The following is a 22,307-nucleotide window of genomic DNA, read 5'->3' on the forward strand; positions in this document are numbered from 1 at the left end:
CTAGCGATCCTTCACCGTCTCCATGGCCACGAAGGTCGAGGTCTGCGCAACATGCGGCAGTGCCGAGATGCGCTCGCCGAGCACGCGGCGATAGGCGGCGATGTCGGTGGTACGGACTTTCAGGAGATAATCGAAGCTCGACGCCATCATGTGGCACTGCTCGATCTCCGGCACGGTCTGCACCGCACGGTTGAAAGCATCGAGCGCGGCCGAGCGCGTGTCCGACAGTTTGACCTGGACGAAGGCGACATGGCCTTCGCCCATGCGCTCGCGATCGATGATCGCCTGATAGCCCCTGATATAGCCGTCCTTCTCCAGGCGCTTCACCCGCGCCTGCACCGGCGTCTTCGACAGGCCGACCTTGCCGGCCAGTTCCGACATGGACAGCCGCCCGTCGCGCGCCAGCGCCGACAGGATGTTTCTGTCGATGCGGTCCAATTGGTCTTCTGTCACGGATATCACAGCCCATCTGATAACAATTGAGCCGCAATGATAGATCATTCGGCCTGCCATGTCGATTTCTTTGGACCGGCCGAAAATGCGGCTCTGTGCTAGCTTGCGCCATTCGGTCCGGCGACCGCCGGCCCGCTCCCAGATGCTTGCTCCGCAGGACCGCCATGCCGCTCGACACCATCCGCCAGCAGATCCGCGCCAACTACCTGCCCGACGAAGACGCGGCTGTGAAGCGCCTGGCTGCCGCGACAGAACTTTCGGCCGATGACCGCAAAGCCGTCTCGGCCCGTGCCGCGGATCTGGTGCGCGCGGTGCGCGGCTCGTCCGACCCGCGGCTGATGGAGGTTTTTCTCTCCGCCTACGGCCTCTCCACCAAGGAAGGCGTGGCGCTCATGTGCCTGGCCGAGGCACTGCTGCGCGTGCCTGACACCGAGACTATGGACGACCTGATCGCCGACAAGATCGCACCGCATGACTGGTCGGCGCATTCGGGCGGTTCGAGCTCGATCTTCGTCAACGCCTCGACCTGGGCGCTGATGCTGACCGGCCGTGTGCTCGACGAAGGCGAGGGCGGCATTGAAGGCACGCTGCGCTCGATGGTTCGCCGGCTGGGCGAACCGGTGATCCGCAAGGCGGTCGCCGCCGCCATGCGCGAAATGGGCGAGCAGTTCGTGCTCGGCCGCACCATTGCGGAAGCCGTCAAGCGCGGCAAGTCGATGATCCAGAAAGGTTATCTCTATTCCTTCGACATGCTGGGCGAGGCGGCCCGCACCGAGGCCGACGCGCTGCGCTACCTCAAGGCCTATGCCGACGCGATCTCCTCGCTCGATTCAGGCTCCAACGGTCCCGATATCCGCCAGAACCACGGCATCTCGGTCAAACTGTCGGCGCTGCATCCGCGCTACGAAGAGGCACAGAAGGAAAAGATGCTGCCGGTGATGGCCGAGCGGCTGCTGTCGCTGGCGCTGGCCGCACGCCATTCGCGCATGGGCCTCAACATCGACGCCGAGGAGGCCGACCGGCTCGACCTGTCGCTCGACATCATCGAGCGTGTGTTGTCCGAGCCGGAGCTTGCCGGCTGGAATGGCTTTGGCGTCGTCGTCCAGGCCTACGGCCCGCGCGCGGCCTTCACCATCGACTGGCTCTATGCGCTGGCGGAAAAGTACGACCGCAACATCATGGTGCGGCTGGTCAAGGGCGCCTATTGGGACACCGAGATCAAGCGGGCACAGACGCTCGGGCTTTCCGGCTACCCCGTCTTCACCCGCAAGGCCAACACCGATGTTTCCTACATGGCCTGCGCCAGGAAGTTGCTGTCGATGACCGACCGCATCTATCCGCAATTCGCCACGCACAATGCCCATACCGTCGCCGCCATCCTGTCGATGGCTGACAACCGAGACGCTTTCGAATTCCAGCGCCTGCACGGCATGGGCGAAGCGCTGCATGAGACGGTGCGCCGGGCCGAAGGCACGCGCTGCCGCATCTATGCGCCGGTCGGCGCGCACTCCGACCTCTTGGCCTATCTGGTTCGCCGCCTGCTGGAGAATGGCGCCAACTCCTCCTTCGTCCATCAGCTCACCGACGAGGACGTCGAGCCGGAGGATATTGCGCGCGATCCGCTCGAGACGGTCGAGAGCCAGGGCCCCGCCGCCAATCCGGCAATCGCTCGTCCTGCGACGATCTTCGGCGCTGGTCGGCGCAACTCGAAGGGGTTCGACATCACCGATCCGGTGACGCTGGCGGCGATCGACAAGGCCAAGGCGGCCTTTGCCGGGCCCGAGCGCTGGCATGCCAAGCCGATGACGCGCGCCGCCGGCTACGGCAAGCAGCGCCCGGTGGTCAATCCGGCAAAGCCTGCCGAGATCGTCGGCACGGTCGCCGAAGCCGCTGCCAAGCAGGTCGCGACCGCGGTGCGCTTTGCAGTGGAAGCGCAGCCGGCCTGGGCAAAACGCCCCGTCGCCGAGCGCGCCGCCATCATCAACCGCGCGGCCGACCTCTATGAGGCCAATGCGGTCGAGTTTTTCGCGCTGGCTACAAGGGAAGCCGGCAAGTCGCTGGCCGACGGCGTGGCTGAACTGCGCGAAGCCGTCGACTTCCTGCGCTACTACGCTGCCGAAGCGGCCAACAACGAAGCGGGCAGCGAGGCGCGCGGCGCGATCGTGTGCATTTCGCCGTGGAATTTCCCGCTCGCCATCTTCACCGGCCAGATCGCGGCAGCGCTCGTCACCGGCAATTCGGTCATCGCCAAGCCAGCCGAACAGACGCCGCTGATCGCCTTCCGCGCCGTCGAGCTGCTGCGCGAGGCCGGCGTTCCGGAAGATGTCATCCAGCTTCTGCCGGGCGACGGTCCGGCGGTCGGCGGACCGCTAACTGCGGATCCGCGCATTGCCGGCGTCTGCTTCACCGGCTCGACCGAGGTTGCAAAGCTGATCGAGAAGCAACTGGCCGAGACGGCCGCGCCGGACGCCATGCTGATCGCCGAGACCGGCGGTCTCAATGCCATGATCGTCGATTCCACAGCACTGCCCGAACAGGCGGTGCGCGACATACTGGCATCGGCTTTCCAGAGTGCAGGCCAGCGCTGTTCGGCGCTTCGCGTGCTCTACGTGCAAAAGGATGTCGAGAAGAAGATGCTGGAGATGCTGAAGGGCGCCATGGAAGCGCTCACCATCGGCGATCCCTGGCAGATTTCGACCGATGTCGGGCCGGTCATCGATGACGAGGCGCAGGAATCGATCCGCGAGTATTGCACCAAGATGGGGCTGCAGGGCCGGTTGATTGCCAAGCTCGAAGCACCGAAGGACGGCCGCTTCGTTGCGCCGCATGTGTTCCGGGTCAAGGGCATCGAGGAGATGGAGCGCGAAGTGTTCGGTCCGGTGCTGCATGTCGCCAGCTTCGACGCCGACGGGATCGACGCCGTCATCGCCGCCATCAACCGCAAGGGCTATGGCCTGACCTTCGGCCTGCACACCCGCATCGAAGGCCGCGTCCAGCATTTCGTCGACGGCATCCATGCCGGCAACATCTATGTCAACCGCAACCAGATCGGCGCCGTCGTCGGCTCGCAGCCCTTTGGCGGCGAGGGGCTTTCGGGCACCGGGCCGAAGGCCGGCGGGCCGCATTATCTCCGGCGGTTCCGCAAAGGGCCGGAGGCGGGCACGGAGATTGCCGAGGGCCACAAGGTGACGGCGACCGAACTGGCCGACAATCTGCCCGATCCGACGCTTGGCGGCTGGTCGACGCGGCCGGACCGCATCGCCATCTTGAGAAAGCATCTGCGCGGCAAGGGCGCTGCAGCGATCGGCGCTGCAGCCGCCATCGATTTCGGCCAGGTCGACCTGCCCGGACCGACCGGCGAGGCCAACACGCTGTCGCTGTCGCCGCGCGGCCGGGTGCTGTGCCTCGGTCCGGACGCCGAAACGCTGCTTGGCCAGACGATCCAGGCGCTGGCCGCCGGCAATGCGGTGCTGGCCGTGGCGCCGGGCGCGCCGGCAGCACTGTCGGCGCTGACCGGCAAGGGGTTGCCGCTGGCGGCCATAGACGGTCGGCCAGACCCAGTCGAAGCGCGTTCGCTGCGCGTCGATGTCGTCGCCTTCTCGGGCAGGCCCGAGGCGGCGCGGATCGTGCGCAAGGTCATTGCCGACCGCAGCGGGCCGATCGTGCCGCTGGTCAGCGAGGTGCTCAACCCGGCGGCCTATGCGCATGAACGCGCTGTCTGCGTCGACACCACGGCTGCCGGCGGCAATGCCAGCCTGCTCGCGGCGGCCTAGGGGGCTTTTCGCGGCTCGCTTGCCTGCGTCGGGTTGCAAGGGTATGCGCAAGGGACAGAGAGCAACTCGAGCGGGGCAGCCGAACAGATGGAAGACACGTCCCGACCGTTTGAGCTGCCGCGCGTGGCGGTGGTCATCACCTGCTTCAACTATCGGCCGTACGTCGAACAGGCGATCCGCTCGGTGCTTGCGCAGACCTACCGGAATTGGGCATGCGTCATCGTCGACGATGCCTCGACGGACGGCTCGGCCGGCTTTGTCCGACAGCTTCTAAGGGATATAGAAGACCCGCGCCTGCGCCTGTTGGCGCGCAAGGAGAATGGCGGGCAGACCGCGGGATTCCGCGACGGCTTTGCCGCAACCGACGCGCCCTTCGTCGCGTTTCTCGACGCCGATGACGTGTGGCTGCCGGATTTTCTCCTCGCGCATCTGTCCGCCCACCTCAACACGACGCATTCGGCCGCACTGTCGAGTTCCGATGTGTTCCTTGTCGATGGCGACGGCACCTTGCTGGGCGGTACCTTCCTTGCCTTGCGCAAACCGCGGTCCGGAGCGGATCGCAGTGGCGTCGCCATCGCGCCCGGTGGCCGGCTTGCCGGCATGGCGCCCGGGATCGCCTACGCATCGGAGCATCCGGTAACCTATTTCGCACCTGCGGTGACGGGCTGGCTGTGGTCGCAATGCTCGGCGATCATGTACCGGCGTGGCGCGCTGGAACCGGTATTGTCCTTCCCGTTCAAGGCCAAGGTCGGGACGGATTATCTGACGGCGACACTCGCGCACCAAGCCGGCGGCAGCCTCATCCTGTCAGAAGGTCTCGGCCTCTATCGCCTGCATGGCTCCAACCTGTCCACCGGAACTGCCTTTGCCGGCGGCAATGTGCGGCAAACGCCTGCATACAGGAGCTACAGGAGCGTGTTGGCGGCGGATGCCGCAGACTATTTGCTGGCGAATTCTGCCTGGCTCAGCGATCTCAACGGGCGCAATTTCATACCTGCATTCCTGACGCAGCATGTGCGCCAGTTCCCGGAGCTGGCCGGTGATCCGCGGTTGGCGCGCTACCTGACACGCGGACAGCCCTGGCGGCGGCTGCGCCTGCACATTGCCCAGCGGCTTCGGCGACTGGGCGGCCGGAATTCAACCGGAACATGAGGGCATCTGCCCGTCGTCAGATCTCGTCGACGGGTGAAATCTCAATCAGGCCCCTTCGACGACCGAAAAGCCTTCGAACTGCGGATGGCCGAGATAATGCACCTTCGAGGTGCCGGTGTTGCGGTGGGCGGCGCGAAAATTCTCGGATTTGGTCCAGGCGACGAAATCCTCATGGCTTGCCCACACCGTGTGCGAGGCAAACAGCGTGTAACCCTCGGCCTCGTTGACCGGGCCGCGCAGCAAGTGGAACTCTCTGAAGCCTTCCATCTTCGAAAGGCTGGAATCGCGGTTCTTCCAGACATCCTCGAAGGCGGTCTCGGAGCCGTTCTGGACCTTGAAGCGGTTCATGGCGATGTACATTGGGCTTCCTCTTGAATTGATGGACGATTTGGCGAAGGTCTACGAGCTGGTTAAAACGGACCGATCCGCGCCCTGAACACCCAACTTGATAATCCGGTCTCGGGTGGAATGGGCGGGAACGGCGCTTGCTGGCGCACCAGTTTCAAAGCGAATTGGTCTAGCTCTGCAGACCCTGAACTTTCGACAAGCTGCAAGTCGCTGACGCTGCCGTCGGCCATGACGACGAAATAGACCCTGGCATTGTTGCGAGCCTTGGCTTGAACCGCCTTCGAAACGTGGCGGTTGGCGCGGACAAGCTTGTTCTGAACTTCAACGCTGTAGCCGGATTCCATCGAATTGCCCGCCGCGCTCTGTTTTCCGCCTTTGCTGGCAACCGCCGTTGCCTCGCGCTCCTCGCCATCTGCCGTGCCGCCAGTCTCTCCCGATATTGGTGCGCCTGATATTGATGTACTTGGCCTCGGGCTTGGGACTGGTCGCCTCGCGGTAGGCAATTCAACGGCAGGCTCATTGGCGGGAGACGCCTCCGAACTCTGCGTTTGAACCGGTGACGGTGCAGGCGTCTCAGCCTCTGGGGCGACACTTTGATCATCCGGGATGGCGGCCGTTGGTGCATCCGGAGCGACGACTGCCTGCTTGGCAGCTTCCGGCGCAGATTTGGGCGCCGCCGGCTCCTCTACGGCTTGAGGCGCCTCGGTTTGCGGCGTGGGTTGGACGGGGTTGGCCGGCTGCGGATCGGTTACCAGGGTAACATCCACCGCGTCGGGTACCGGGTTTTGCAAAGCGGTGCCGAGGACGTCGGCGCCTGATCGATCGGCGCCTTCGGCCTGTATTGCCTTCCCGGTATCGAATGTCCCGGCGGGTGCGACCATGAACGCCGCTGCGGCAGCGGCATGGAGCAGGCAGGACGCGACGATCGCCACAGTCCATTTGCGCGCCGGCTGTACGAGCTCGTCCATCGTAATCGCCGGTTCGTTGCCGGCGTCGGGGAGGGGGGTGATGTCCTGCATGGTTCGCGGCGAGACCTGCCGCGAGCGGGGTGGGATTGTCAAATCAAGATCGGTTGCCGGCCATGACGGAGGGCCGGAGACAGGCCGCGCCGGAATATCTTGCAGGAAGGCCGGATGCAGTCCCACCTCAGACGCCGAATGCGATACCGGTCTTGGTCTGCGTCTTCAGGCCGCGCATGCAGGCGCCCGGTTCGACGCCGGCGCATTCGGTGGCGCTGTTGATCAGCACGCGGCTGAGTTTGGTGCAGTCGGTGCCGGCGAGGTCGAAGCGGGTCACCTTGGTCTTGCCGGCCGGCAGGTCCTTGAAGTCGAGCACGCTCAGGCGGTCGACCACGCCGGCCTCGTTGAACAGCGCGATTTCGAAAGCCGCCTTGGACAGATCGGCGCCGAGCGCATTGTTGACGACGAAGGTCAGCCGGCAACCCTTGTCCGAGGGCTGCACGGCATTGAGCTCGAGGCTGAGTTGCGGAGCCGGCGCGGACTGAGCCCACGCCGGCGCCAAGCCAAGCGACATCGCCAGCGTCGAGGTCAGGAGGCGAAGCGATGTGACCAAGCTTGTCATGGGTGTCAGCCTCCAAAGCGCATGGTTGCGGCCAGCTTCAGCGTGATGCCGGGTTCATAGATGACGGCGGTGGTGCCGCCGTTCAGCGGGTTGGTGTATTTGACGTCGAACAAATTGTCGGCGCGGAAGTCCACCTTCAGATTGTCGGTGGCCTGGTAACTGGCGAAGGCGTTGACCAGAGTATAATCCTTGGCCACGGGGTTGCCCTTCGGCTTGCCGTTGTACTGCACCTCGCCGCCGACGGTCAGCTTGTCCTGAAGGAAGCGGAAGCCGAGCTGCCCGGTGACCTGCGAGGACGGGATGGTGGCAAGGTCGGCCCGCTCGCCTTCATCGGAGATGGTGTGGCCGTTGATGATCGAGGCTGAGAGGCCAGCATAGCCCCAGCCGGCATCGTAGACGCTTTCCAGTTCGAAGCCGTTGATCTTGGCCTGGGCGACGTTCTGGTACTGGAAGCAGATCGGGATGCCGGGGCCGAACGGGCAACCGCTGGTCGGGTCGAATGCCGACAACGTGACGCCTTCGATGTAGTCGTCGACATCGTTGTGGAAGTAGCCGGCCTTGAGCCGGAACGCGTCGCCGGCCTCGATAAGGTCGTTCAGCTTGTAGTTGACGCCGAATTCAGTGGTCTTGCCGGTTTCTGGCCGCAGGTTCGGATTGGGCAGGAACGGGAAGGTGACGCCCGCCGGATGGTTGCCGCTGATCAGCGTTTCGGTCAGCGACGGCGAGCGGTAGCCTTCCGCGTAGGTGCCATAGAACTGCAGGCCCGCCAGGCTGGCGCTTTCGAAGGGCGTGACACCAACGGTGATGCGCGGCGACAGACGATCACCTGACGTTTCGTGGGTGCTGTCTTCGAGGCTGTAATTGTCGTAACGCAGCCCGGCAATGACCTCGAGCCAGTCCCAGGTGAGCTTGTCCTGGATGTAGGCGCCCGAAACACTACGCTTGCCCGATGGGGTGTAGAAGCTGTCGCCGCCGGCGGTGCCGCCGGTCTCGACATCGTCACCCACCCAGTCGCCGCCATAGGTCAATTCGTGCGCAACACCGGCTGTTTCGAAGCGCGACGTGTTCCAGATGTCGACGCCGGCCGTGCCAACGTCGAAGGTCGAGGTCGAACCGACGGGCAGCAGCACGGGAAGGCCGGTCGACGGATCGAAGCGGTTCTGCGGGACCAGCGTGGTGAGGTCGAGATTGGTCTTGTTGTAGGAGGCGTTGATGTGGAGGTCGAGCCAGCTCTTGGCGTCGTCAGTGATGTTGTAGCGGGCGGTGAAGGTGTTCGACTTCAGGTCGACGTCGTTGGCCGGCACGCCGCCGCTGGTTTCCGTCCAGCCGTCGCTCGAGCCGACCCAGCCGAGCTTCAATTCGCTGTTCTCGCTGGGGCGGATTGTGGTCTTGAGCAGGCCGCTCAGCACGTCGAAACCGGTACCGGCGACGGTGTCGCCGCTGCCATTCTTGTAGTCGCCGTAGTCGCGGTAGACGATGTTGCCCAGCACATCCAAATCGTCGTTGAATTTGTAGGCGCCGCTGGCGCTGGCGGTCCAGCCCTTGCCGTTGCTTTCATAGCGCCCGGTGACGGAGCCGGCCCAGGTTTCGCCCGGTCTGAGGAAATCCACCGCATCCTTGGTGTCGAAGAAGACGACGCCGCCAATGGCGCCGGAGCCGTAGGTGTTGGCGGTCGGTCCGCGAATGACCTCAACGGATTTGATGAGCTCGGGATCGACATAGAAGGTCGACTGCGTGCCGTGGTCTGAGCGCTGGAAATTCTGCCTGGCACCGTCGACGATGACCGCGACGCGACCGAAATCCTGCAGGCCGCGGATGTTGATGCTGGAGCTGACGCGTCGCGCATCGGCCTGCACCGCGACACCAGGCACACCGAGCAGCATTTCGTTCGGCGTCGTCGCCATGCGGCGGTCGAGCTGTTCCTGGTCAACATGGCTGGCCGAGGCCAGCGATTCGATTGCCGTCTCGCCGGTGCGGCTGATGACGAGGATCTTGTCCAGCAGGGTCGCGCCGGCGGGCGCCGGCTTGGTGTCCTCGGTTTTCCTGGTCTGGTCGGCCTGGTCAGCGGCCGGCTGAGCGCTGGCCGGCGATGTCAGCAGCGCGATCGTCGCTGCCCCCGCAAGCAAGGCTGCCATTGCCTTTGCCATAGGCCGATGCACCGGATCGGCGTTCGCCAGACCCAGTCGTCCACAATTTCCCAAGCCCATGCCCCAACTCCAAAATTCCAGATTCGATGCTGGCTGGCTTGGTGCTCGCTGGCATTTTTCATTCTGTCCGGCGTCTTAAATGTTGACTCATTTGGTCCGGTATTGCACTGACTAATAAACATGATTATGCGAGTCAAGAAATGAATCGGCATTTTTGCAACGCCTAGCCAGTTGCCCGGCACAGGAAAGGCATCGAAAGAGATGAACACCCACAATCCCAACGACTTCCGTTACCGCGTCCGCCGTTCCGAGGAGACGCCGACCCGCTTCGACCGGGTGCCGCTGGCGGTGCGGACGCTGTCCTCCAACACGCTGTTCCAGGGCGAGCACGAGATCGGCATCGAGCACCATGGCGCGCTCTATCGGCTGAAGATCACCCGCCAGGGTAAGCTCATCCTCAACAAGTGACGAAACGACCAAACACGGCAGACAGGTAAGCAGGACATGGACCAGCGCGCAAAACCCGCCCCGCATGAAATCCGGCGGGCGCGGGCAGACAATCCGAAAGCGCGCGAGCGCGATCTTGCCGCCGAGCTCGGTATTTCCGAGGCCGAGCTGGCGGCCGCGCATTGCGGCGACGGCGTCGTGCGCGTCGAGCCCAGGGTCAACGATCTTCTGACCGGCCTCGACGCCGTCGGCGAAGTGATGGCGCTGACCCGCAACGAAAGCGCGGTGCACGAGAAGATCGGCGTCTACGACAAGGTTGTCACAGGCACGCACAACGCCATGGTGCTGGGCGAAAACATCGACCTGCGCATTTTTCCCGAAGTCTGGGCGCATGGCTTTGCCGTGGAAAAGCGCGACGGCGGCGACATCCGCCGCAGCCTGCAATTCTTCGACGCGGCCGGCGATGCGGTGCACAAGGTGCATCTGCGGCCGGCGTCCAATCTCTATGCCTACCAGAAGCTCGTGGCCGCACTCGAATCGCCGAACCAGGAGGCGACCGTGTCTATCGCAGGCCTGGCCGACGACGACGCGGAGACGTCGGGCATTGCCGCAGACATCGATGATCTGCGCGACCGCTGGAGCCGGCTGACCGACGTGCATCAGTTCTTTGGCATGTTGAAAACGCTGAAGCTCACCCGCCGCCAGGCCGTGCGCATGGTCGGCCAGGACTATGCCTGGCTGCTCGACAATGACGCCATCGGCGCCATGTTCCACCATGCCGCCGCCGACGGCATGCCGATCATGTGTTTTGTCGGAAACCGAGGCTGCATCCAGATCCATTCCGGTCCCGTCAAGTCGATCAGGCCGATGGGGCCGTGGATCAACGTGATGGACGAGACGTTCCACCTGCATCTGCGCACCGACCACATCCAGGACGTGTGGGCGGTGCGCAAACCGACCAAGGACGGTCATGTCACCTCGCTCGAAGCCTATGGCGCCGACGGCAAGATGATCATCCAGTTCTTCGGCAAGCGCCATGAAGGCGAGGGCGAGCGCGACGACTGGCGGTTCCTTGCCGAGAACCTGCCGCGCATTCCAAGCCCGACCGCAGCCTGAGGAAACGACGATGATTTCACTGTTCAGGACGCTTGCCGCGGCCATGGGCCTGTCGCTGTTTATTGCCGCCCCAGTGCCGGCCAGCGAGAACGTGGCCGTGTTGGCCGACACGTCGCGGATCGTGGCGATCGGCGGTTCGATCACCGAGATCGTCTACGCGCTTGGCGAGGAAGGTCATCTCGTCGCCCGCGATTCGACCAGCCGCTACCCCGCCGCCGCGGTCGCGCTGCCCGACGTCGGCTATATGCGCCAGCTGTCGCCGGAAGGCGTGTTGTCGGTCAATCCTTCGGGCATTCTGGCGCTGCATGGCAGTGGGCCGAAGGAAGCGGTCGATGTGCTGAAAAAATCGAGCGTTCCGTTCATCGACGTGCCCGAGCATTACAGCCATGACGGCATCCTGGAAAAGATCCGCATCGTCGGCAAGGCGCTTGGCGTCGACGCCAAGGCCGAGACGCTGGTGGCTGAGACCGACGCCAAGCTGAAGGCGGCCGAGAAGCAGACGGCGTCGATCAAGCAGCGCAAGCGCATCCTGTTCGTGCTGTCGATCCAGGGCGGCAAGATCCTGGCCGCCGGCACCGACACCGCCGGTGACGGCATCATCAAGCTCGCCGGTGCCGTCAATGCGGTCGAAGGTTTTTCCGGCTACAAGCAGATGTCCGACGAGGCGATCGTCACTGCCAGGCCGGACGTGATCCTGGCCATGAAGAATGCCGGCCCGCCGATTGCGGAGGCCGAGCTGTTCGCCATCCCGTCGATCACCTCGACGCCGGCGGGCGAAGGCCGCAAGCTGACCCTGATGGATGGCAGCTATCTGCTCGGCTTCGGGCCGCGCACGGCCGATGCCATCCACGATCTGGCCGCCTCGCTCTATGGCAGCCAGGTCACGGACTGAGCCGATGGTGGATCAGTCGATCGCCGGCGCGGCGGGCAAGGTGGCCGAGGGCGATCGTTCCGGGCGCGCTCGCCTGGTTATTGTGCTCCTGTGTGTGGCGCTTGCCCTTTCGATGTTCCTGTCGCTGAGGTCGGGCGCTTCCGATGCATCGGCCGTTGGTGTCATTCGTGACTGGCTGACCGGCGCCACGCCGGACGACGCCGCGCTTGGTGCCCGCGACCGGTTGATCGTCTACGATATCCGCATGCCGCGCGTACTGCTCGGTGTGCTCATCGGGGCGGCACTGGCCGTATCGGGTGCGGTCATGCAAGGCCTGTTTCGCAACCCGCTCGCCGATCCCGGCCTGATCGGCGTTTCCGCCGGGTCGAGCCTCGGCGCGGTCGCCGTCATCGTGCTCGGCACGACGTGGCTGGCGCCGCTCACTCTGGCGCTCGGCGGGCTGGCCTTGCCGCTCGCCGCTTTCTGCGGCGGCCTTGCGGTCACGCTGGTGCTCTACCGCGTCGCCACGCGGCAGGGGCGCACATCGGTCGCCACCATGCTGCTTGCCGGCATTGCGCTCGCAGCCCTTGCCATGGCGCTGACCGGTATCCTGATTTTCATGGCCGACGACCGGCAGTTGCGCGATCTGACCTTCTGGCAACTGGGCTCGCTGGGCGGCGCGACCTGGCCGAAGATCGCTTCCGTCGGTCCGATCATCATCCTGGCGCTTGCGGCAATGCCGTTCCTGGCCAAAGGCCTCAACGCCCTGGCGCTCGGCGAGGCGACGGCCGGACATCTCGGCATCCCGGTACAGCGGCTGAAATACACCGCGATCGTCGGCGTCTCGGCAGCGGTCGGCGCCTCTGTCGCAGTCAGCGGAGGCATCGGTTTTGTCGGCATCGTCGTGCCGCATCTGCTGCGGCTGCTGATCGGTCCGGACAATCGCTATCTTTTGCTCGCATCGGCGCTGCTCGGCGCCTCGATGCTGCTTCTTGCCGACGCAGTTGCCCGCGTCATCGTGGCGCCGGCCGAATTGCCAATCGGCATCGTCACGGCGATCGCCGGCGCGCCGTTCTTCCTCTGGATCCTGCTGCGCAAGCGCGGCGTAATCGACTTGTGAGGCGGCATGATCGAAGCACGCGATGTCTCGGTGGCGATCGGCGGCAAGCGCATTGTTGCCAATGTCGATTTCGTCGCGCGGCCGGGCGAAATTGCGGCAATCGTCGGACCCAACGGCTCGGGCAAGACGACGTTTTTGAAGGCGTTGTCGGGCGATCTGGCGTTTACGGGGACAGTGGCCGTCAACGGGCGCGACCTCTCCGAGATGAAGCCGGTGGAGGCCGCGACCGTGCGTGCCGTGCTGCCGCAGACCGCGACGCTGTCCTTTCCCTTCACCGTGCACGAAGTGGTCAGGCTCGGCCTTATCGGCGGCCGTTCCGGCGTTCTGCCGGGCGAAGATGATCGTCTGCCCGAGCGGGCGCTGGCGCGGGTCGACCTCGACGGCTTTGCCGGCCGCTTCTATCAGGAGCTTTCGGGCGGCGAACAACAGCGTGTGCAGCTGGCGCGCGTGCTGTGCCAGGTCTGGGCGCCGGTGCTCGACGGCAAGCCGCGCTATCTCTATCTCGACGAGCCGGTCTCCAGCCTCGATATCAAGCACCAGCTGATCATCATGAACATCGCCCGCGATTTCGCCCGGCGCGGCGGCGGTGTGATCGCCATCCTGCACGACCTCAATCTGACGGCCATGTATGCCGACCGGATTTTCGTGATGCATCGCGGCCGGCTCGCCGCCGACGGTTCACCGCAGGAGGTGCTGAGCGACGATCTGATCGAAAAGGTGTTCGATTGTCGGCTAAGGGTCGGTGTGTTGCCGGCGGCGAACATGCCGTTCGTCTTGCCGCAGTCAGCCGCCTAAAGCGCGTCGCGTTTGAACGGACTCAGGCGACGCGCTTTAGGTCTTTGTTTTTATGCATGTCATTGTCTCAAAACCGGGGCCACTTTTGAGCGACATGCACTAGAAAACTCAGGCGGCCGGTGCTCGCTGGACCAGCATGTCGATGCCGAGTAAATGACGCACATTCGGGCGCGCCGCCACCATATCGGCGATCGTGTAGCGGGAAAGCACGGCAAAGAAGGCGTTGAGCGCCTCGCGCAGCGCCGAATTCAGCTGGCAGCTGTCGACCAGCGGGCATTCGGCGGCGTCGTTTTCGAAGCACTCGGCCATGGCAAAGCTCTCTTCTGTCACCCGTACGACGTCGAACAGGCTGATCTGCTCGGCGGGGCGGCCGATCCTCACGCCGCCATTCCTGCCGCGCACTGTCTCGACCAGGCCATGCTCGACCAGCGGCTGCAGGATCTTGAACAGGAAAAGCTCCGACACCGAATAGGCGGCCGCAATCTCGGGGATGCGGCTCAGGCGATCGTTGTTGGCGGCGCAATACATCAGGATGCGCATGGCGTAGTTGGTCTGGCGCGTCAGCCGCATTTCATTCCTCACCGAGTGCTGGCGCGCTGGAACTGCACCAGATTTTAGATTGTGCTGGTGCAGCTTTCTCACCCGGAGTTTCGGATTCGCCCACACTGGCCTGATCGGAATATGGCCTATACCTTGGAACAATTCCAGACTGGGATTGCATGATAGATGAACATTCTTGTCAACTTTGCGTGCGAAACCGGCAATTCCCGGACGAAATCGGCCCATCCGATCATGCTACGGGCCCAAACACCCCCTAAATAGCCCATGCCAGATAGCCAAGAGATCGATGAGGAGCGGCGTATCATGTCCCAATCGGCTTCGTCCCTGGCGCCTGGCGGTTTTGATGCCGAGGCGGGCGCCAAGCTTTTCGCGTTGCGGCGGACAAAGTTCCTCGCCACGGCTGCGCTGGTGCTTTGCGTCGTGGTTTTTGCCGTGGCCAAATCGTTCGAGGCCAAGTATCCGTGGCTGGGCTTCGTGGCGGCCTTCGCCGAGGCGGCGACCATTGGCGGCCTGGCCGACTGGTACGCGGTGGTGGCGCTGTTCAAGCGGCCGCTGGGCCTGCCGATCCCGCACACCGCCATCATCCCAGCGAACCAGAACCGCATCGCCGATAATCTGGGCCGCTTCATCGAGGTCAATTTTCTGGCGCCCGGGCCGGTGCGGGAAAAGCTGGCCGAGGTCGATTTTGCAGCACTCGTCGCCGACTGGCTGACTGACGCCGAACGCTCTGCCGGCCTGTCGCGCTTCGTCGTACGGCTGGTCCCGCAGACGCTTGCGGCGATCGAGCAATCCGGCCTGCGGAGCTTCGTCACCAGCCGCATGCTGGAGCAGATCGACAAGGTGCCGCTGGCGCCGCTCGCGGCCGAATTGCTGTCGGCACTGACCGACGACCGCCGCCACCAGAAACTCTTCGACGAATTCACCAGGGTGATCGGCCGGTTCCTGAACGATGAAGAGGCGCTGGCGACCATGCGCGAGAAAATCCGCGAGGAATTGCCGTCGCTGTTCAACCTGTTCAGAGCCGACGCCTATCTGCTGAAAAAGATCGTCGCTTCCGCCGGTTCGCTGCTTGACGAGGTGCGGGCCGATCCCGACCATCCGATGCGCGCCGAATTCGACCGTTTCGCGCACAGCTTCATCGAGCGGCTCAGAACCTCGAAGCAATACGCCAAACGGGCCGAGAAGCTGAAGCGCGATTTCCTGGCGCGGCCGGAAGTGAAGTCGCTCGCCGGCGACATGTGGCAGAGCCTCAGCGTGTTCATCGAACAGGACGCCAAGGCGGAGAATTCGATTGTTCGCGCGCATCTCGCCAACATGTTCGTCGAGGTCGGCCGCCATCTCTCAGGCGATCCGCAGATCAGGGCCGACATGAACCAGGGCTTTGTCGTGGCGCTGTCGTCGTTCGTGGAGAGCCAGAAGAGCGGTGTGTCGACGTTCATCGCCGATCAGGTCAAGCGCTGGGACCTTGCCCAGCTGACGAGGCTGATCGAGATGAACATCGGCAGGGACCTGCAATATATCCGCTTCAATGGCATGATTATTGGCGGCCTGGCCGGTCTCGTGCTCTACACGGCGGAGAGGCTGTTTCTCGCTGGCTGATGCTGCATTTGCCGCTGAATTGCTTGGGCGTCCGAATGGACACACGGCGCGCGAGTGCTATTGTCCAGAACAGAACAGTTCACCGTTTCAAGGAAACGGCGACCTGCTCTAACTCTTTGTTTTGACGCAATTCCTGACGGAAAACCGTTTCACACTTTTCCTGGAATTGCTCGAGGTTCAGCATTTGCGACAACTGGGGAGCACGAGCAATGGCCAAACAACCCGACTCCGATTCGTTCCTTGACATGTTCAGCCGGTTCGGCCGTGACCTGAAGGTGCCGAATGTCGAGGCGATCCTCGCGCATCATCGCAAGAACCTCGAGGCCCTGGAAAGATCGGCGCGGGCGGGAGCTGCCGGCGCGACCTCATTGTTGTCCAGACAGCGCGAGATGCTGCAGGACACGCTGCGTGAAGTCAGCGACATGGCGCAGAGCTACAAGGCGCCGGGCAATCCCCAGGAACTGATGACAAAACAGGCGGAGTTCGCCAGGAAATCCTTCGAAGCCGCCCTGAAAAATGCCGGCGAAGTGGCCGAGCTGGTCAAGAAATCCGGCACCGAATCGATCGAAATCCTGCGCAGCCGCATCAAGGAAGCGATGGAGGAAATCCGCTCGGGCTATGACAAGAAGTGACTCTCAACGCAACCATGAGAGGAGTGGGCCGGTTGCGGCGCATGAGCATGGACGAGGGACGCTGTTTGGCGGAAAATGGCGGAACGGAATCGCAACGGGCGAATTGACAGGAGCCGTCCGTTCGTGGTCCGAGGCACTGGGAGCCACCGGGAAAGCAGGAATGACGGAACTACGGCCGAAAACGCCGCCGACCTTCGAGCAGTTAAGGGCGATGGCCGGGCAGGAGCTCGGCGTGTCGGAATGGACGACCGTCGACCAGAACCGCATCAACCAGTTTGCCGAATGCACAGGCGACCATCAGTGGATCCACGTCGATCCGGAGCGGGCGAAGCGGCAGAGCCCATTTCGCACCACGATCGCGCATGGCTATCTGACGCTGTCGATCATCGGCGCGCTGGCGCTGGGCATGGGCATCGTACCCGAAAACACGCAAGCCGCCTTCAATTACGGCTTCGACAAGGTGCGGTTCCTGGCGCCCGTCAGGGTCGGCGCACGCATCCGGCTGCGCACGACGCTGTTGTCGGTGGAGGACAAGGGGCCGGGCCAGTATCTGATGAAGGCCGCCAATACGGTCGAGATCGAGGGCGAACAGAGGCCGGCGCTGACCGCCGAAACGCTGGTCATGCTTTATGAGCGGCGCAAGCGGGCGGGAGCGTAAGCTCCCTATCTTCGGTCATGATGGCTGTTGCCGCACCGACAGCCTGCCGCCGGCGCGGGTCGAGAGCAGTGCCAGCAACAGCGCAGCCACCGCCAGGACCGTTGCCGTCTGAAAGGTAACCTGCATGCCGTGCGCGGCTGCCGCTGAGGTCAGCATGTCCTGGCTTTGCCGTTCTCCCGTCGAGGCAGCCGCAAAAATGGCGCCCATAAGCGATGCGCCGGTGATCAGGCCGAGATTGCGCGACAGATTGAGCAGGCCGGACACCACGCCGCGCTCGCCGGCAGCGACACCGCTCATGACGGCGGCATTGTTGGATGTCTGGAACAGGGCGTACCCGAAGCAGGTGACGGCGATCGGCACGATATAGCTGGCAATGCCGAGTTTTGTTGCGGCGAGCGACAACAATGAGGTTCCGACGGCAAGACTGAACAGTCCGACGACCATCATTCTGTGCGCGCCGAAGCGATCGGTGAGGCGGCCGGCGACGAGCGCCGAGAGCGCGGAGACCAGCGGACCTGTCGACAGGACCACGCCGACCATCGCAGCATTGAGCCCCAGCCCTCGCGACAAATAGAACGGAGCGACCACCAGGGTCGCCATGATCACGGTGGCGACAACGAGGTTCGTGGCGAGGCTGGCGCTGAGCCGGATGTCGTACAACCGGGCAAGCCGGATCAAGGGACTTTTCGCCTTCGTCTGCGCAACGCCGAACAGAACGACGCCGATGCCGGCGGCCACCAGGAGGCCGATGTTGAGGGCGCCGAAATGGCCGCGGTCGAGCGTCATGGCCAATGCATAGGCGGCGAGCGTCAGGGCCAGCAAGACCGTTCCGATCGCGTCGAACCCGCCTTGAACGCCTTGTGCAGCCTTGCCACGGGCGGGCAGGGCCAGCCAGGCGAGGGCAAAGGTCAGGAGGCCGAGCGGGACATTGACGAGGAAGATCGCCCGCCAGCCAAAGCCGGCAATCAGAAAGCCGCCGAGCGAGGGGCCGAGCGTGGTGCCGATTGCCGACATGGCGCCGAGCAGCCCCATGGCGCTGCCGGTCCGTTCCTTGGCTACAGTCTCCGCGACAAAGGCCAGCGCCAGCGCCATCATCAGCGCGGCACCCAGCCCTTGCACGGCGCGCGCCGCGATCAGCAGCCAGAGCGTCGGTGCCAGGCCGCAGAGCACCGAGGCCAGTGTGAACAGCGCGATGCCGCCGAGCAGCAACGGCCGGCGGCCGACCATATCGGCCAGTCGGCCAGCGCTGACGATCAGGGCGGTAATGGCCAGCAGATAGGCGAGAACCACCCATTGCACCGACTGGAACGACGCGCCGAAGGCCTGCATCAGCGACGGCAGGCCGACGCTGGCAATGCTGGTTCCAAGCGACGACAGCAGCGTGGCGAGCGACAGGCTGGCCGATGCCAGGCCTGCGGACCGGGTTTTCTGCGGCGCCGATGCGCACTCGTTCTGCTCGGCAGTTGCCATGGCGATTTCCTCCTTGTCAGTCCCGCAACCGAGATCTAGTCGTCGGGGCGGAATGGCGGAAGGCGCAGCATTTGCATCTTATTCGTGCGCCAAACGCCATGGCATGTGCTACAATCCGCCGATGGCATCGCCCGATCTCAATCTGCTGTTCGCGCTCGACGTTTTGCTCGCCGAAGGCAGCGTGGCGCGCGCCGCCAGCCGGCTACGGCTCAGCCCGTCGGCGATGAGCCGCACGCTGGCGCGGCTGCGGGAAGCGACCGGTGATCCGCTGCTGGTTCGCGCCGGCCGCGGCTTGGTCCCGACGCCGCGCGCGGAGGCATTGCGGCAGCAGGCCGGCCGTGTCGTCCACGATGCGGAAACGCTATTGCGTCCCGCCAGGCTGCTCGATCTCGCAAAGCTGGGCCAGATCTTCACGCTGCGCAGCAATGAGGGGTTCGTCGAGGAGTTCGGGCCGGGTCTTGTCGCCCGCATACAGGCCGAGGCGCCGGGCGTGCGGCTGCGCTTTGCGCCGAAAGCCGACAAGGACGTCGCCTCATTGCGCGACGCCGACATTGACCTCGAAATCGGCGTTGCCGGCGAGGCCGGACCTGAAGTGCTGATACAGGCGCTGTTTCGCGACCGCTTCGTCGGTGCTGTGCGAGCCGGCCACCCTTTGAGTGAAGGCGCGGTAACGCCTGAACGCTACGCGGCCGGCCGCCACATCAGCGTTTCACGGCGGGGTCGGGAAAGAGGGCCGATCGATCAGACTTTGGCGCAGCTCGGCCTGCAGCGAACCGTGGCGTGCATGGTCTCCGGCTTTTCGGCTGCACTCGCCATGGCGCGCGCTTCGGACCTTATTGCCAGCGTGCCCGAACGGCACACGCAAGGCGCACGCGCCGGCATGGTCAGCTTTCCGCTGCCGGTCGCCACTGTGGAGGTCACCATCTCGATGCTCTGGCATCCACGGCTCGATGCCGATCCGGCGCAACGCTGGCTGCGAGATTGCGTTCGGGAGGTCTGCGCGGCCTCCCGCTGAGCGCTCAGCGCGCCATTGCCGCCTTGAGCACCCTGAAAATCCGCTCGTCCTGGCACTGGGCAACGTTGAAGCGCAGGAAGCGGCTGGCGGTTCCCGACAGACTGAATGCGTTGCCGGGCGCCAGCACGATGTTGTCGGCCAGCGCGCGGCGGGCGATTTCGGCCGCATCCACGCCATCGGGCAGGCTGCACCACAGGAACAAGCCGGCCGGTTGGTCGATCCAGGGCGTGATGCCGATCGCCTTCAGGCGCACGCCCGTCTCGCCCATGGCGCGGGAAAGCCGCGCGCGCAGCAATTCCATGTGCTTGCGGTAGCTGCCGTCCCTAAGCAGCGTCAGCACCAGTTCGGCCGCCAGCCGGCCGCCGCCGAAGGTGGTGGCAATCTTGAGGTCGGTGAGTTGCTCGATCCAGTCGCGCGGTGCCGCGATGAAGCCGCAGCGAACCGATGCCGATAGCGTCTTGGAGAAGCTGCCGATATGGACGACGCGGTTGAGGCCGTCGAACGCCGCCAGCCGGGGCGCGGGACTGTGCTCGAAATCGGCGAAGATGTCGTCCTCGACGATGGTCAGGTCCGACTGGTCGGCGAGCTTCAGCAGCCGGTGCGCGGTGACCGGCGACAGGATCGCGCCGGTCGGGTTGTGGATGGCGGAATTGGTGATGTAGAGGCGCGGCTTGTGCTCGGCCAGTGCCTGGGCGAACAGCTCGATATCAGGCCCGGATGGCGTGTAGGGCACGCTGACGACCTTGGCGCGGTGGGCGCGCAGCAGCGCGTGGAAATTGAAATAGCAGGGGTCGTCGACCAGCACGGTATCGCCGGGTTCGATCAGGAAGCGGCACAGAAGATCGATGGCCTGCGTGCCCGATTCGGTCAGCATGATCTGTTCGGGCGAGACCTCGATGCCGTGGCCGGCCATGCGCCGCGCGAGCAATTGCCTGAGCGGCGGCAGGCCGAGCGGCGTGCCGTAATCGGCTAGGTCGACATCGTCTGCGCGCGCCACGGTGCGCAGCGCCCGGCGCAAGGCCGCCTGCGGCATCCATGAGGCCGGCATCCAGCCGCAGCCGGGTTTCAGCATGTCGTCGCCGGCTTCCAGCGACTGGCGCGAAACCCAAAGCGGATCGACAGCGCGGTCGAGCCGCGGGCCGATCTCGGCCAGCGACAGTGGCGCCAGCGATCCGGCGGCATAGAAACCCGAGCCCGGCCGTGAGCGTATCGCGCCTTCGGCAGCGAGCCGCTCATAGGCTTCGACCACGGTCGACTTGGACACCTGCATGGCTTTGGCGAAGGCGCGGATCGAAGGCAGCCGCGCGCCCGGCGTCAGGCTGCGCGCGGCAATCCGCTGGCGGATGGTCGCCATGACAGTTTCGACCAGAGTGGTCGGGGCAACAGTGCGTGCGGTGTCGACTTCCAAAACGAGACCAGTCATCTGTATTGCTCAATCAGCCATTACAGTTTTGCGGAATTGTACTGCATTGTCTCTGGCTGCACCATAGGCACTTGCCCGATAGAGGGCGAAAGCAATGGAGCCTGGAATGGACAAGACCGCGAGCGGCTGGCTGAACGGATTCGTCGGCGTGCTGATCTTCTCAGGCTCGCTGCCGGCAACGCGGGTGGCCGTGGCCGATTTCGATCCGATATTCCTGACCTCGGCCCGCGCCGCGATTGCCGGACTGCTCGGTCTCGCCATGCTGATGCTTTTTCGGCAGAAGCGCCCGGAGCGCAGCGATTTTCTGTCGCTGGTCATCGTGGCGCTTGGCGTGGTTGTCGGCTTTCCCTTGCTGACAGCGCTGGCGCTTAAGCACGTCACCTCCGCCCACTCCATCATCTTCGTCGGCCTGCTGCCGCTGGCCACCGCGATCTTCGGCGTGCTGCGCGGTGGCGAGCGTCCGCGCCCGGCCTTCTGGCTGTTCTCCTGCATCGGCAGCGCGCTTGTCGGCGGTTTTGCCTTCTCCCAAGGCGTAACAGCATCACCGATCGGCGACGGCTTGATGCTGGCTGCCATCATCGTCTGCGGGCTGGGCTATGCCGAGGGGGCGGCATTGTCGCGCAGGCTGGGCGGCTGGCAGGTGATCTGCTGGGCGCTGGCGATCTCGCTGCCGATCATGCTGGTGCTGACCTTTGCGACGCTGCCGTCGTCCTTCGCCGGCGTCGGCTCCGGCGCCTGGGCGGGTCTCGCCTATGTCTCGCTGTTCAGCATGCTGATCGGCTTCGTGTTCTGGTACCGCGGCCTCGCCCAAGGCGGCATCGCTGCCGTCGGGCAGTTGCAGCTACTGCAGCCCTTTTTCGGCCTGGCGCTGGCAGCGACGCTTCTGCACGAGCAGGTCAGCCCGCTGATGGTGGTTGTCACGCTGGGTGTGGTCGCCTGCGTGGTCGGGGCAAAGAGGTTTGCGCGGTAGGATTGGCTGATTCGGCCGCGGTCTCATTAATGTGAAATGACAGAACTTGGTGGAAGCAGTCACTCCGCGATCAGGTTGGGCCACGAGTCGGAAAGCGGAGCGGGGTTGCCGGATCAAGGCCAACCTCGAAAACCCGAAGCGGTACAGCTGTATCGTGTGGATGAACGCGGCCGGGC

Annotated in this window: 20 protein-coding genes; 12 read left to right on the plus strand and 8 right to left on the minus strand. The window is 64.4% G+C overall.

The features are described 5' to 3' along the window. Complete coding sequence (locus NKJ75_RS09530) at window positions 1-453, minus strand: Lrp/AsnC family transcriptional regulator (protein ID WP_023696487.1); 453 nt, start codon at window positions 451-453, stop codon at window positions 1-3. Window positions 454-617: 164 nt separating this feature from the next. Here NKJ75_RS09530 and putA point away from each other — a divergent pair, with 164 nt between their 5' ends. Together putA and NKJ75_RS09540 are read left to right on the plus strand one after the other, a co-directional pair. Continuing rightward, window positions 618-4,226, plus strand: coding sequence for a bifunctional proline dehydrogenase/L-glutamate gamma-semialdehyde dehydrogenase PutA (gene putA, locus NKJ75_RS09535; RefSeq protein ID WP_352499594.1), 3,609 nt, complete (start codon window positions 618-620; stop codon window positions 4,224-4,226). A gap of 87 nt (window positions 4,227-4,313) precedes the next feature. After that, window positions 4,314-5,378, plus strand: a complete 1,065-nt coding sequence (locus tag NKJ75_RS09540; protein WP_023744743.1) for a glycosyltransferase — start codon at window positions 4,314-4,316, stop codon at window positions 5,376-5,378. A gap of 45 nt (window positions 5,379-5,423) precedes the next feature. On the opposite strand, the gene hmuQ is transcribed toward NKJ75_RS09540, so the two are convergent. The 4 genes from hmuQ to NKJ75_RS09560 all read right to left on the minus strand — a co-directional run bounded on the left by hmuQ (window position 5,424) and on the right by NKJ75_RS09560 (window position 9,442). Next, window positions 5,424-5,738, minus strand: a complete 315-nt coding sequence (gene hmuQ, locus NKJ75_RS09545) for a heme-degrading protein HmuQ (protein ID WP_023688161.1) — start codon at window positions 5,736-5,738, stop codon at window positions 5,424-5,426. Between the two features lie 50 nt (window positions 5,739-5,788). Further along, complete coding sequence (locus NKJ75_RS09550) at window positions 5,789-6,607, minus strand: energy transducer TonB family protein (protein ID WP_245265758.1); 819 nt, start codon at window positions 6,605-6,607, stop codon at window positions 5,789-5,791. A gap of 265 nt (window positions 6,608-6,872) precedes the next feature. Further along, on the minus strand, window positions 6,873-7,307 hold the full coding sequence (locus tag NKJ75_RS09555) for a hypothetical protein (RefSeq protein ID WP_023744745.1): 435 nt from the start codon (window positions 7,305-7,307) through the stop codon (window positions 6,873-6,875). Window positions 7,308-7,312: 5 nt separating this feature from the next. Next, the gene (locus NKJ75_RS09560) at window positions 7,313-9,442 is read right to left on the minus strand and encodes a TonB-dependent hemoglobin/transferrin/lactoferrin family receptor (RefSeq protein ID WP_352499595.1); all 2,130 of its coding nucleotides are present in this window, start codon (window positions 9,440-9,442) and stop codon (window positions 7,313-7,315) included. 273 nt (window positions 9,443-9,715) lie between these two features. Between NKJ75_RS09560 and hemP the strand changes: the two genes are divergently transcribed. Genes hemP through NKJ75_RS09585 form a run of 5 tightly spaced genes read left to right on the plus strand, consistent with a single transcriptional unit; the run spans window position 9,716 to window position 13,803 of the window. After that, on the plus strand, window positions 9,716-9,922 hold the full coding sequence (hemP, locus tag NKJ75_RS09565; protein ID WP_023673860.1) for a hemin uptake protein HemP: 207 nt from the start codon (window positions 9,716-9,718) through the stop codon (window positions 9,920-9,922). 36 nt (window positions 9,923-9,958) lie between these two features. Then, complete coding sequence (locus tag NKJ75_RS09570) at window positions 9,959-11,017, plus strand: hemin-degrading factor (protein WP_352499596.1); 1,059 nt, start codon at window positions 9,959-9,961, stop codon at window positions 11,015-11,017. Between the two features lie 10 nt (window positions 11,018-11,027). Then, window positions 11,028-11,909 carry a heme/hemin ABC transporter substrate-binding protein gene (locus tag NKJ75_RS09575; RefSeq protein ID WP_031194752.1) on the plus strand — a complete coding sequence of 294 codons (882 nt, stop codon included), beginning with the start codon at window positions 11,028-11,030 and terminating at the stop codon, window positions 11,907-11,909. 4 nt (window positions 11,910-11,913) lie between these two features. After that, a complete protein-coding gene (locus NKJ75_RS09580) occupies window positions 11,914-13,008 on the plus strand; it encodes a FecCD family ABC transporter permease (protein ID WP_286461669.1) in 1,095 nt (364 codons plus the stop codon). Between the two features lie 6 nt (window positions 13,009-13,014). Further along, window positions 13,015-13,803, plus strand: coding sequence for a heme ABC transporter ATP-binding protein (locus tag NKJ75_RS09585; protein WP_023815471.1), 789 nt, complete (start codon window positions 13,015-13,017; stop codon window positions 13,801-13,803). A 108-nt stretch (window positions 13,804-13,911) separates the two neighbouring features. Here NKJ75_RS09585 and rirA read toward each other — a convergent pair whose 3' ends face one another. Next, window positions 13,912-14,373 (minus strand): iron-responsive transcriptional regulator RirA, encoded by a 462-nt coding sequence (rirA, locus tag NKJ75_RS09590; protein WP_023672640.1) that lies wholly within the window; start codon window positions 14,371-14,373, stop codon window positions 13,912-13,914. A 294-nt stretch (window positions 14,374-14,667) separates the two neighbouring features. Here rirA and NKJ75_RS09595 point away from each other — a divergent pair, with 294 nt between their 5' ends. The 3 genes from NKJ75_RS09595 (at window position 14,668) to NKJ75_RS09605 (ending at window position 17,253) form a co-directional block, all read left to right on the plus strand. After that, window positions 14,668-15,963 carry a DUF445 domain-containing protein gene (locus NKJ75_RS09595; RefSeq protein ID WP_352499597.1) on the plus strand — a complete coding sequence of 432 codons (1,296 nt, stop codon included), beginning with the start codon at window positions 14,668-14,670 and terminating at the stop codon, window positions 15,961-15,963. 209 nt (window positions 15,964-16,172) lie between these two features. Beyond that, window positions 16,173-16,595 (plus strand): phasin family protein, encoded by a 423-nt coding sequence (locus tag NKJ75_RS09600; RefSeq protein ID WP_023672638.1) that lies wholly within the window; start codon window positions 16,173-16,175, stop codon window positions 16,593-16,595. A 160-nt stretch (window positions 16,596-16,755) separates the two neighbouring features. Next, on the plus strand, window positions 16,756-17,253 hold the full coding sequence (locus NKJ75_RS09605; protein WP_023681725.1) for a MaoC family dehydratase: 498 nt from the start codon (window positions 16,756-16,758) through the stop codon (window positions 17,251-17,253). A 15-nt stretch (window positions 17,254-17,268) separates the two neighbouring features. Here the strand turns inward: NKJ75_RS09605 and NKJ75_RS09610 are convergent, their stop codons facing one another. Next, window positions 17,269-18,723 (minus strand): MFS transporter, encoded by a 1,455-nt coding sequence (locus tag NKJ75_RS09610; RefSeq protein WP_352499598.1) that lies wholly within the window; start codon window positions 18,721-18,723, stop codon window positions 17,269-17,271. A 121-nt stretch (window positions 18,724-18,844) separates the two neighbouring features. Here NKJ75_RS09610 and NKJ75_RS09615 point away from each other — a divergent pair, with 121 nt between their 5' ends. After that, a complete protein-coding gene (locus NKJ75_RS09615; RefSeq protein ID WP_023750178.1) occupies window positions 18,845-19,738 on the plus strand; it encodes a LysR family transcriptional regulator in 894 nt (297 codons plus the stop codon). A 4-nt stretch (window positions 19,739-19,742) separates the two neighbouring features. On the opposite strand, the gene NKJ75_RS09620 is transcribed toward NKJ75_RS09615, so the two are convergent. Beyond that, window positions 19,743-21,161, minus strand: a complete 1,419-nt coding sequence (locus NKJ75_RS09620; RefSeq protein WP_023750179.1) for an aminotransferase-like domain-containing protein — start codon at window positions 21,159-21,161, stop codon at window positions 19,743-19,745. A gap of 106 nt (window positions 21,162-21,267) precedes the next feature. Between NKJ75_RS09620 and NKJ75_RS09625 the strand changes: the two genes are divergently transcribed. Continuing rightward, window positions 21,268-22,131, plus strand: coding sequence for a DMT family transporter (locus NKJ75_RS09625; protein ID WP_023751580.1), 864 nt, complete (start codon window positions 21,268-21,270; stop codon window positions 22,129-22,131). Window positions 22,132-22,307 lie beyond the last annotated feature (176 nt).

It is taken from the genome of Mesorhizobium sp. M0058, from assembly GCF_040323095.1.
In the GTDB taxonomy this organism is placed as follows: domain Bacteria; phylum Pseudomonadota; class Alphaproteobacteria; order Rhizobiales; family Rhizobiaceae; genus Mesorhizobium.

What these genes read in the sequence shown, in the direction of transcription:
- putA (WP_352499594.1), top strand. Translation starts at nt 618, where the DNA reads ATGCCGCTCGACACCATCCGCCAGCAGATCCGCGCCAACTACCTGCCC.
- NKJ75_RS09625 (WP_023751580.1), top strand. Translation starts at nt 21,268, where the DNA reads ATGGACAAGACCGCGAGCGGCTGGCTGAACGGATTCGTCGGCGTGCTG.
- NKJ75_RS09580 (WP_286461669.1), top strand. Translation starts at nt 11,914, where the DNA reads ATGGTGGATCAGTCGATCGCCGGCGCGGCGGGCAAGGTGGCCGAGGGC.
- hemP (WP_023673860.1), top strand. Translation starts at nt 9,716, where the DNA reads ATGAACACCCACAATCCCAACGACTTCCGTTACCGCGTCCGCCGTTCC.
- NKJ75_RS09570 (WP_352499596.1), top strand. Translation starts at nt 9,959, where the DNA reads ATGGACCAGCGCGCAAAACCCGCCCCGCATGAAATCCGGCGGGCGCGG.
- NKJ75_RS09615 (WP_023750178.1), top strand. Translation starts at nt 18,845, where the DNA reads ATGGCATCGCCCGATCTCAATCTGCTGTTCGCGCTCGACGTTTTGCTC.
- NKJ75_RS09610 (WP_352499598.1), bottom strand. Translation starts at nt 18,723, where the DNA reads ATGGCAACTGCCGAGCAGAACGAGTGCGCATCGGCGCCGCAGAAAACC.
- hmuQ (WP_023688161.1), bottom strand. Translation starts at nt 5,738, where the DNA reads ATGTACATCGCCATGAACCGCTTCAAGGTCCAGAACGGCTCCGAGACC.
- NKJ75_RS09575 (WP_031194752.1), top strand. Translation starts at nt 11,028, where the DNA reads ATGATTTCACTGTTCAGGACGCTTGCCGCGGCCATGGGCCTGTCGCTG.
- rirA (WP_023672640.1), bottom strand. Translation starts at nt 14,373, where the DNA reads ATGCGGCTGACGCGCCAGACCAACTACGCCATGCGCATCCTGATGTAT.
- NKJ75_RS09540 (WP_023744743.1), top strand. Translation starts at nt 4,314, where the DNA reads ATGGAAGACACGTCCCGACCGTTTGAGCTGCCGCGCGTGGCGGTGGTC.
- NKJ75_RS09605 (WP_023681725.1), top strand. Translation starts at nt 16,756, where the DNA reads ATGACGGAACTACGGCCGAAAACGCCGCCGACCTTCGAGCAGTTAAGG.
- NKJ75_RS09555 (WP_023744745.1), bottom strand. Translation starts at nt 7,307, where the DNA reads ATGACAAGCTTGGTCACATCGCTTCGCCTCCTGACCTCGACGCTGGCG.
- NKJ75_RS09600 (WP_023672638.1), top strand. Translation starts at nt 16,173, where the DNA reads ATGGCCAAACAACCCGACTCCGATTCGTTCCTTGACATGTTCAGCCGG.
- NKJ75_RS09550 (WP_245265758.1), bottom strand. Translation starts at nt 6,607, where the DNA reads ATGGTCGCACCCGCCGGGACATTCGATACCGGGAAGGCAATACAGGCC.
- NKJ75_RS09560 (WP_352499595.1), bottom strand. Translation starts at nt 9,442, where the DNA reads ATGGCAGCCTTGCTTGCGGGGGCAGCGACGATCGCGCTGCTGACATCG.
- NKJ75_RS09595 (WP_352499597.1), top strand. Translation starts at nt 14,668, where the DNA reads ATGTCCCAATCGGCTTCGTCCCTGGCGCCTGGCGGTTTTGATGCCGAG.
- NKJ75_RS09620 (WP_023750179.1), bottom strand. Translation starts at nt 21,161, where the DNA reads ATGACTGGTCTCGTTTTGGAAGTCGACACCGCACGCACTGTTGCCCCG.
- NKJ75_RS09585 (WP_023815471.1), top strand. Translation starts at nt 13,015, where the DNA reads ATGATCGAAGCACGCGATGTCTCGGTGGCGATCGGCGGCAAGCGCATT.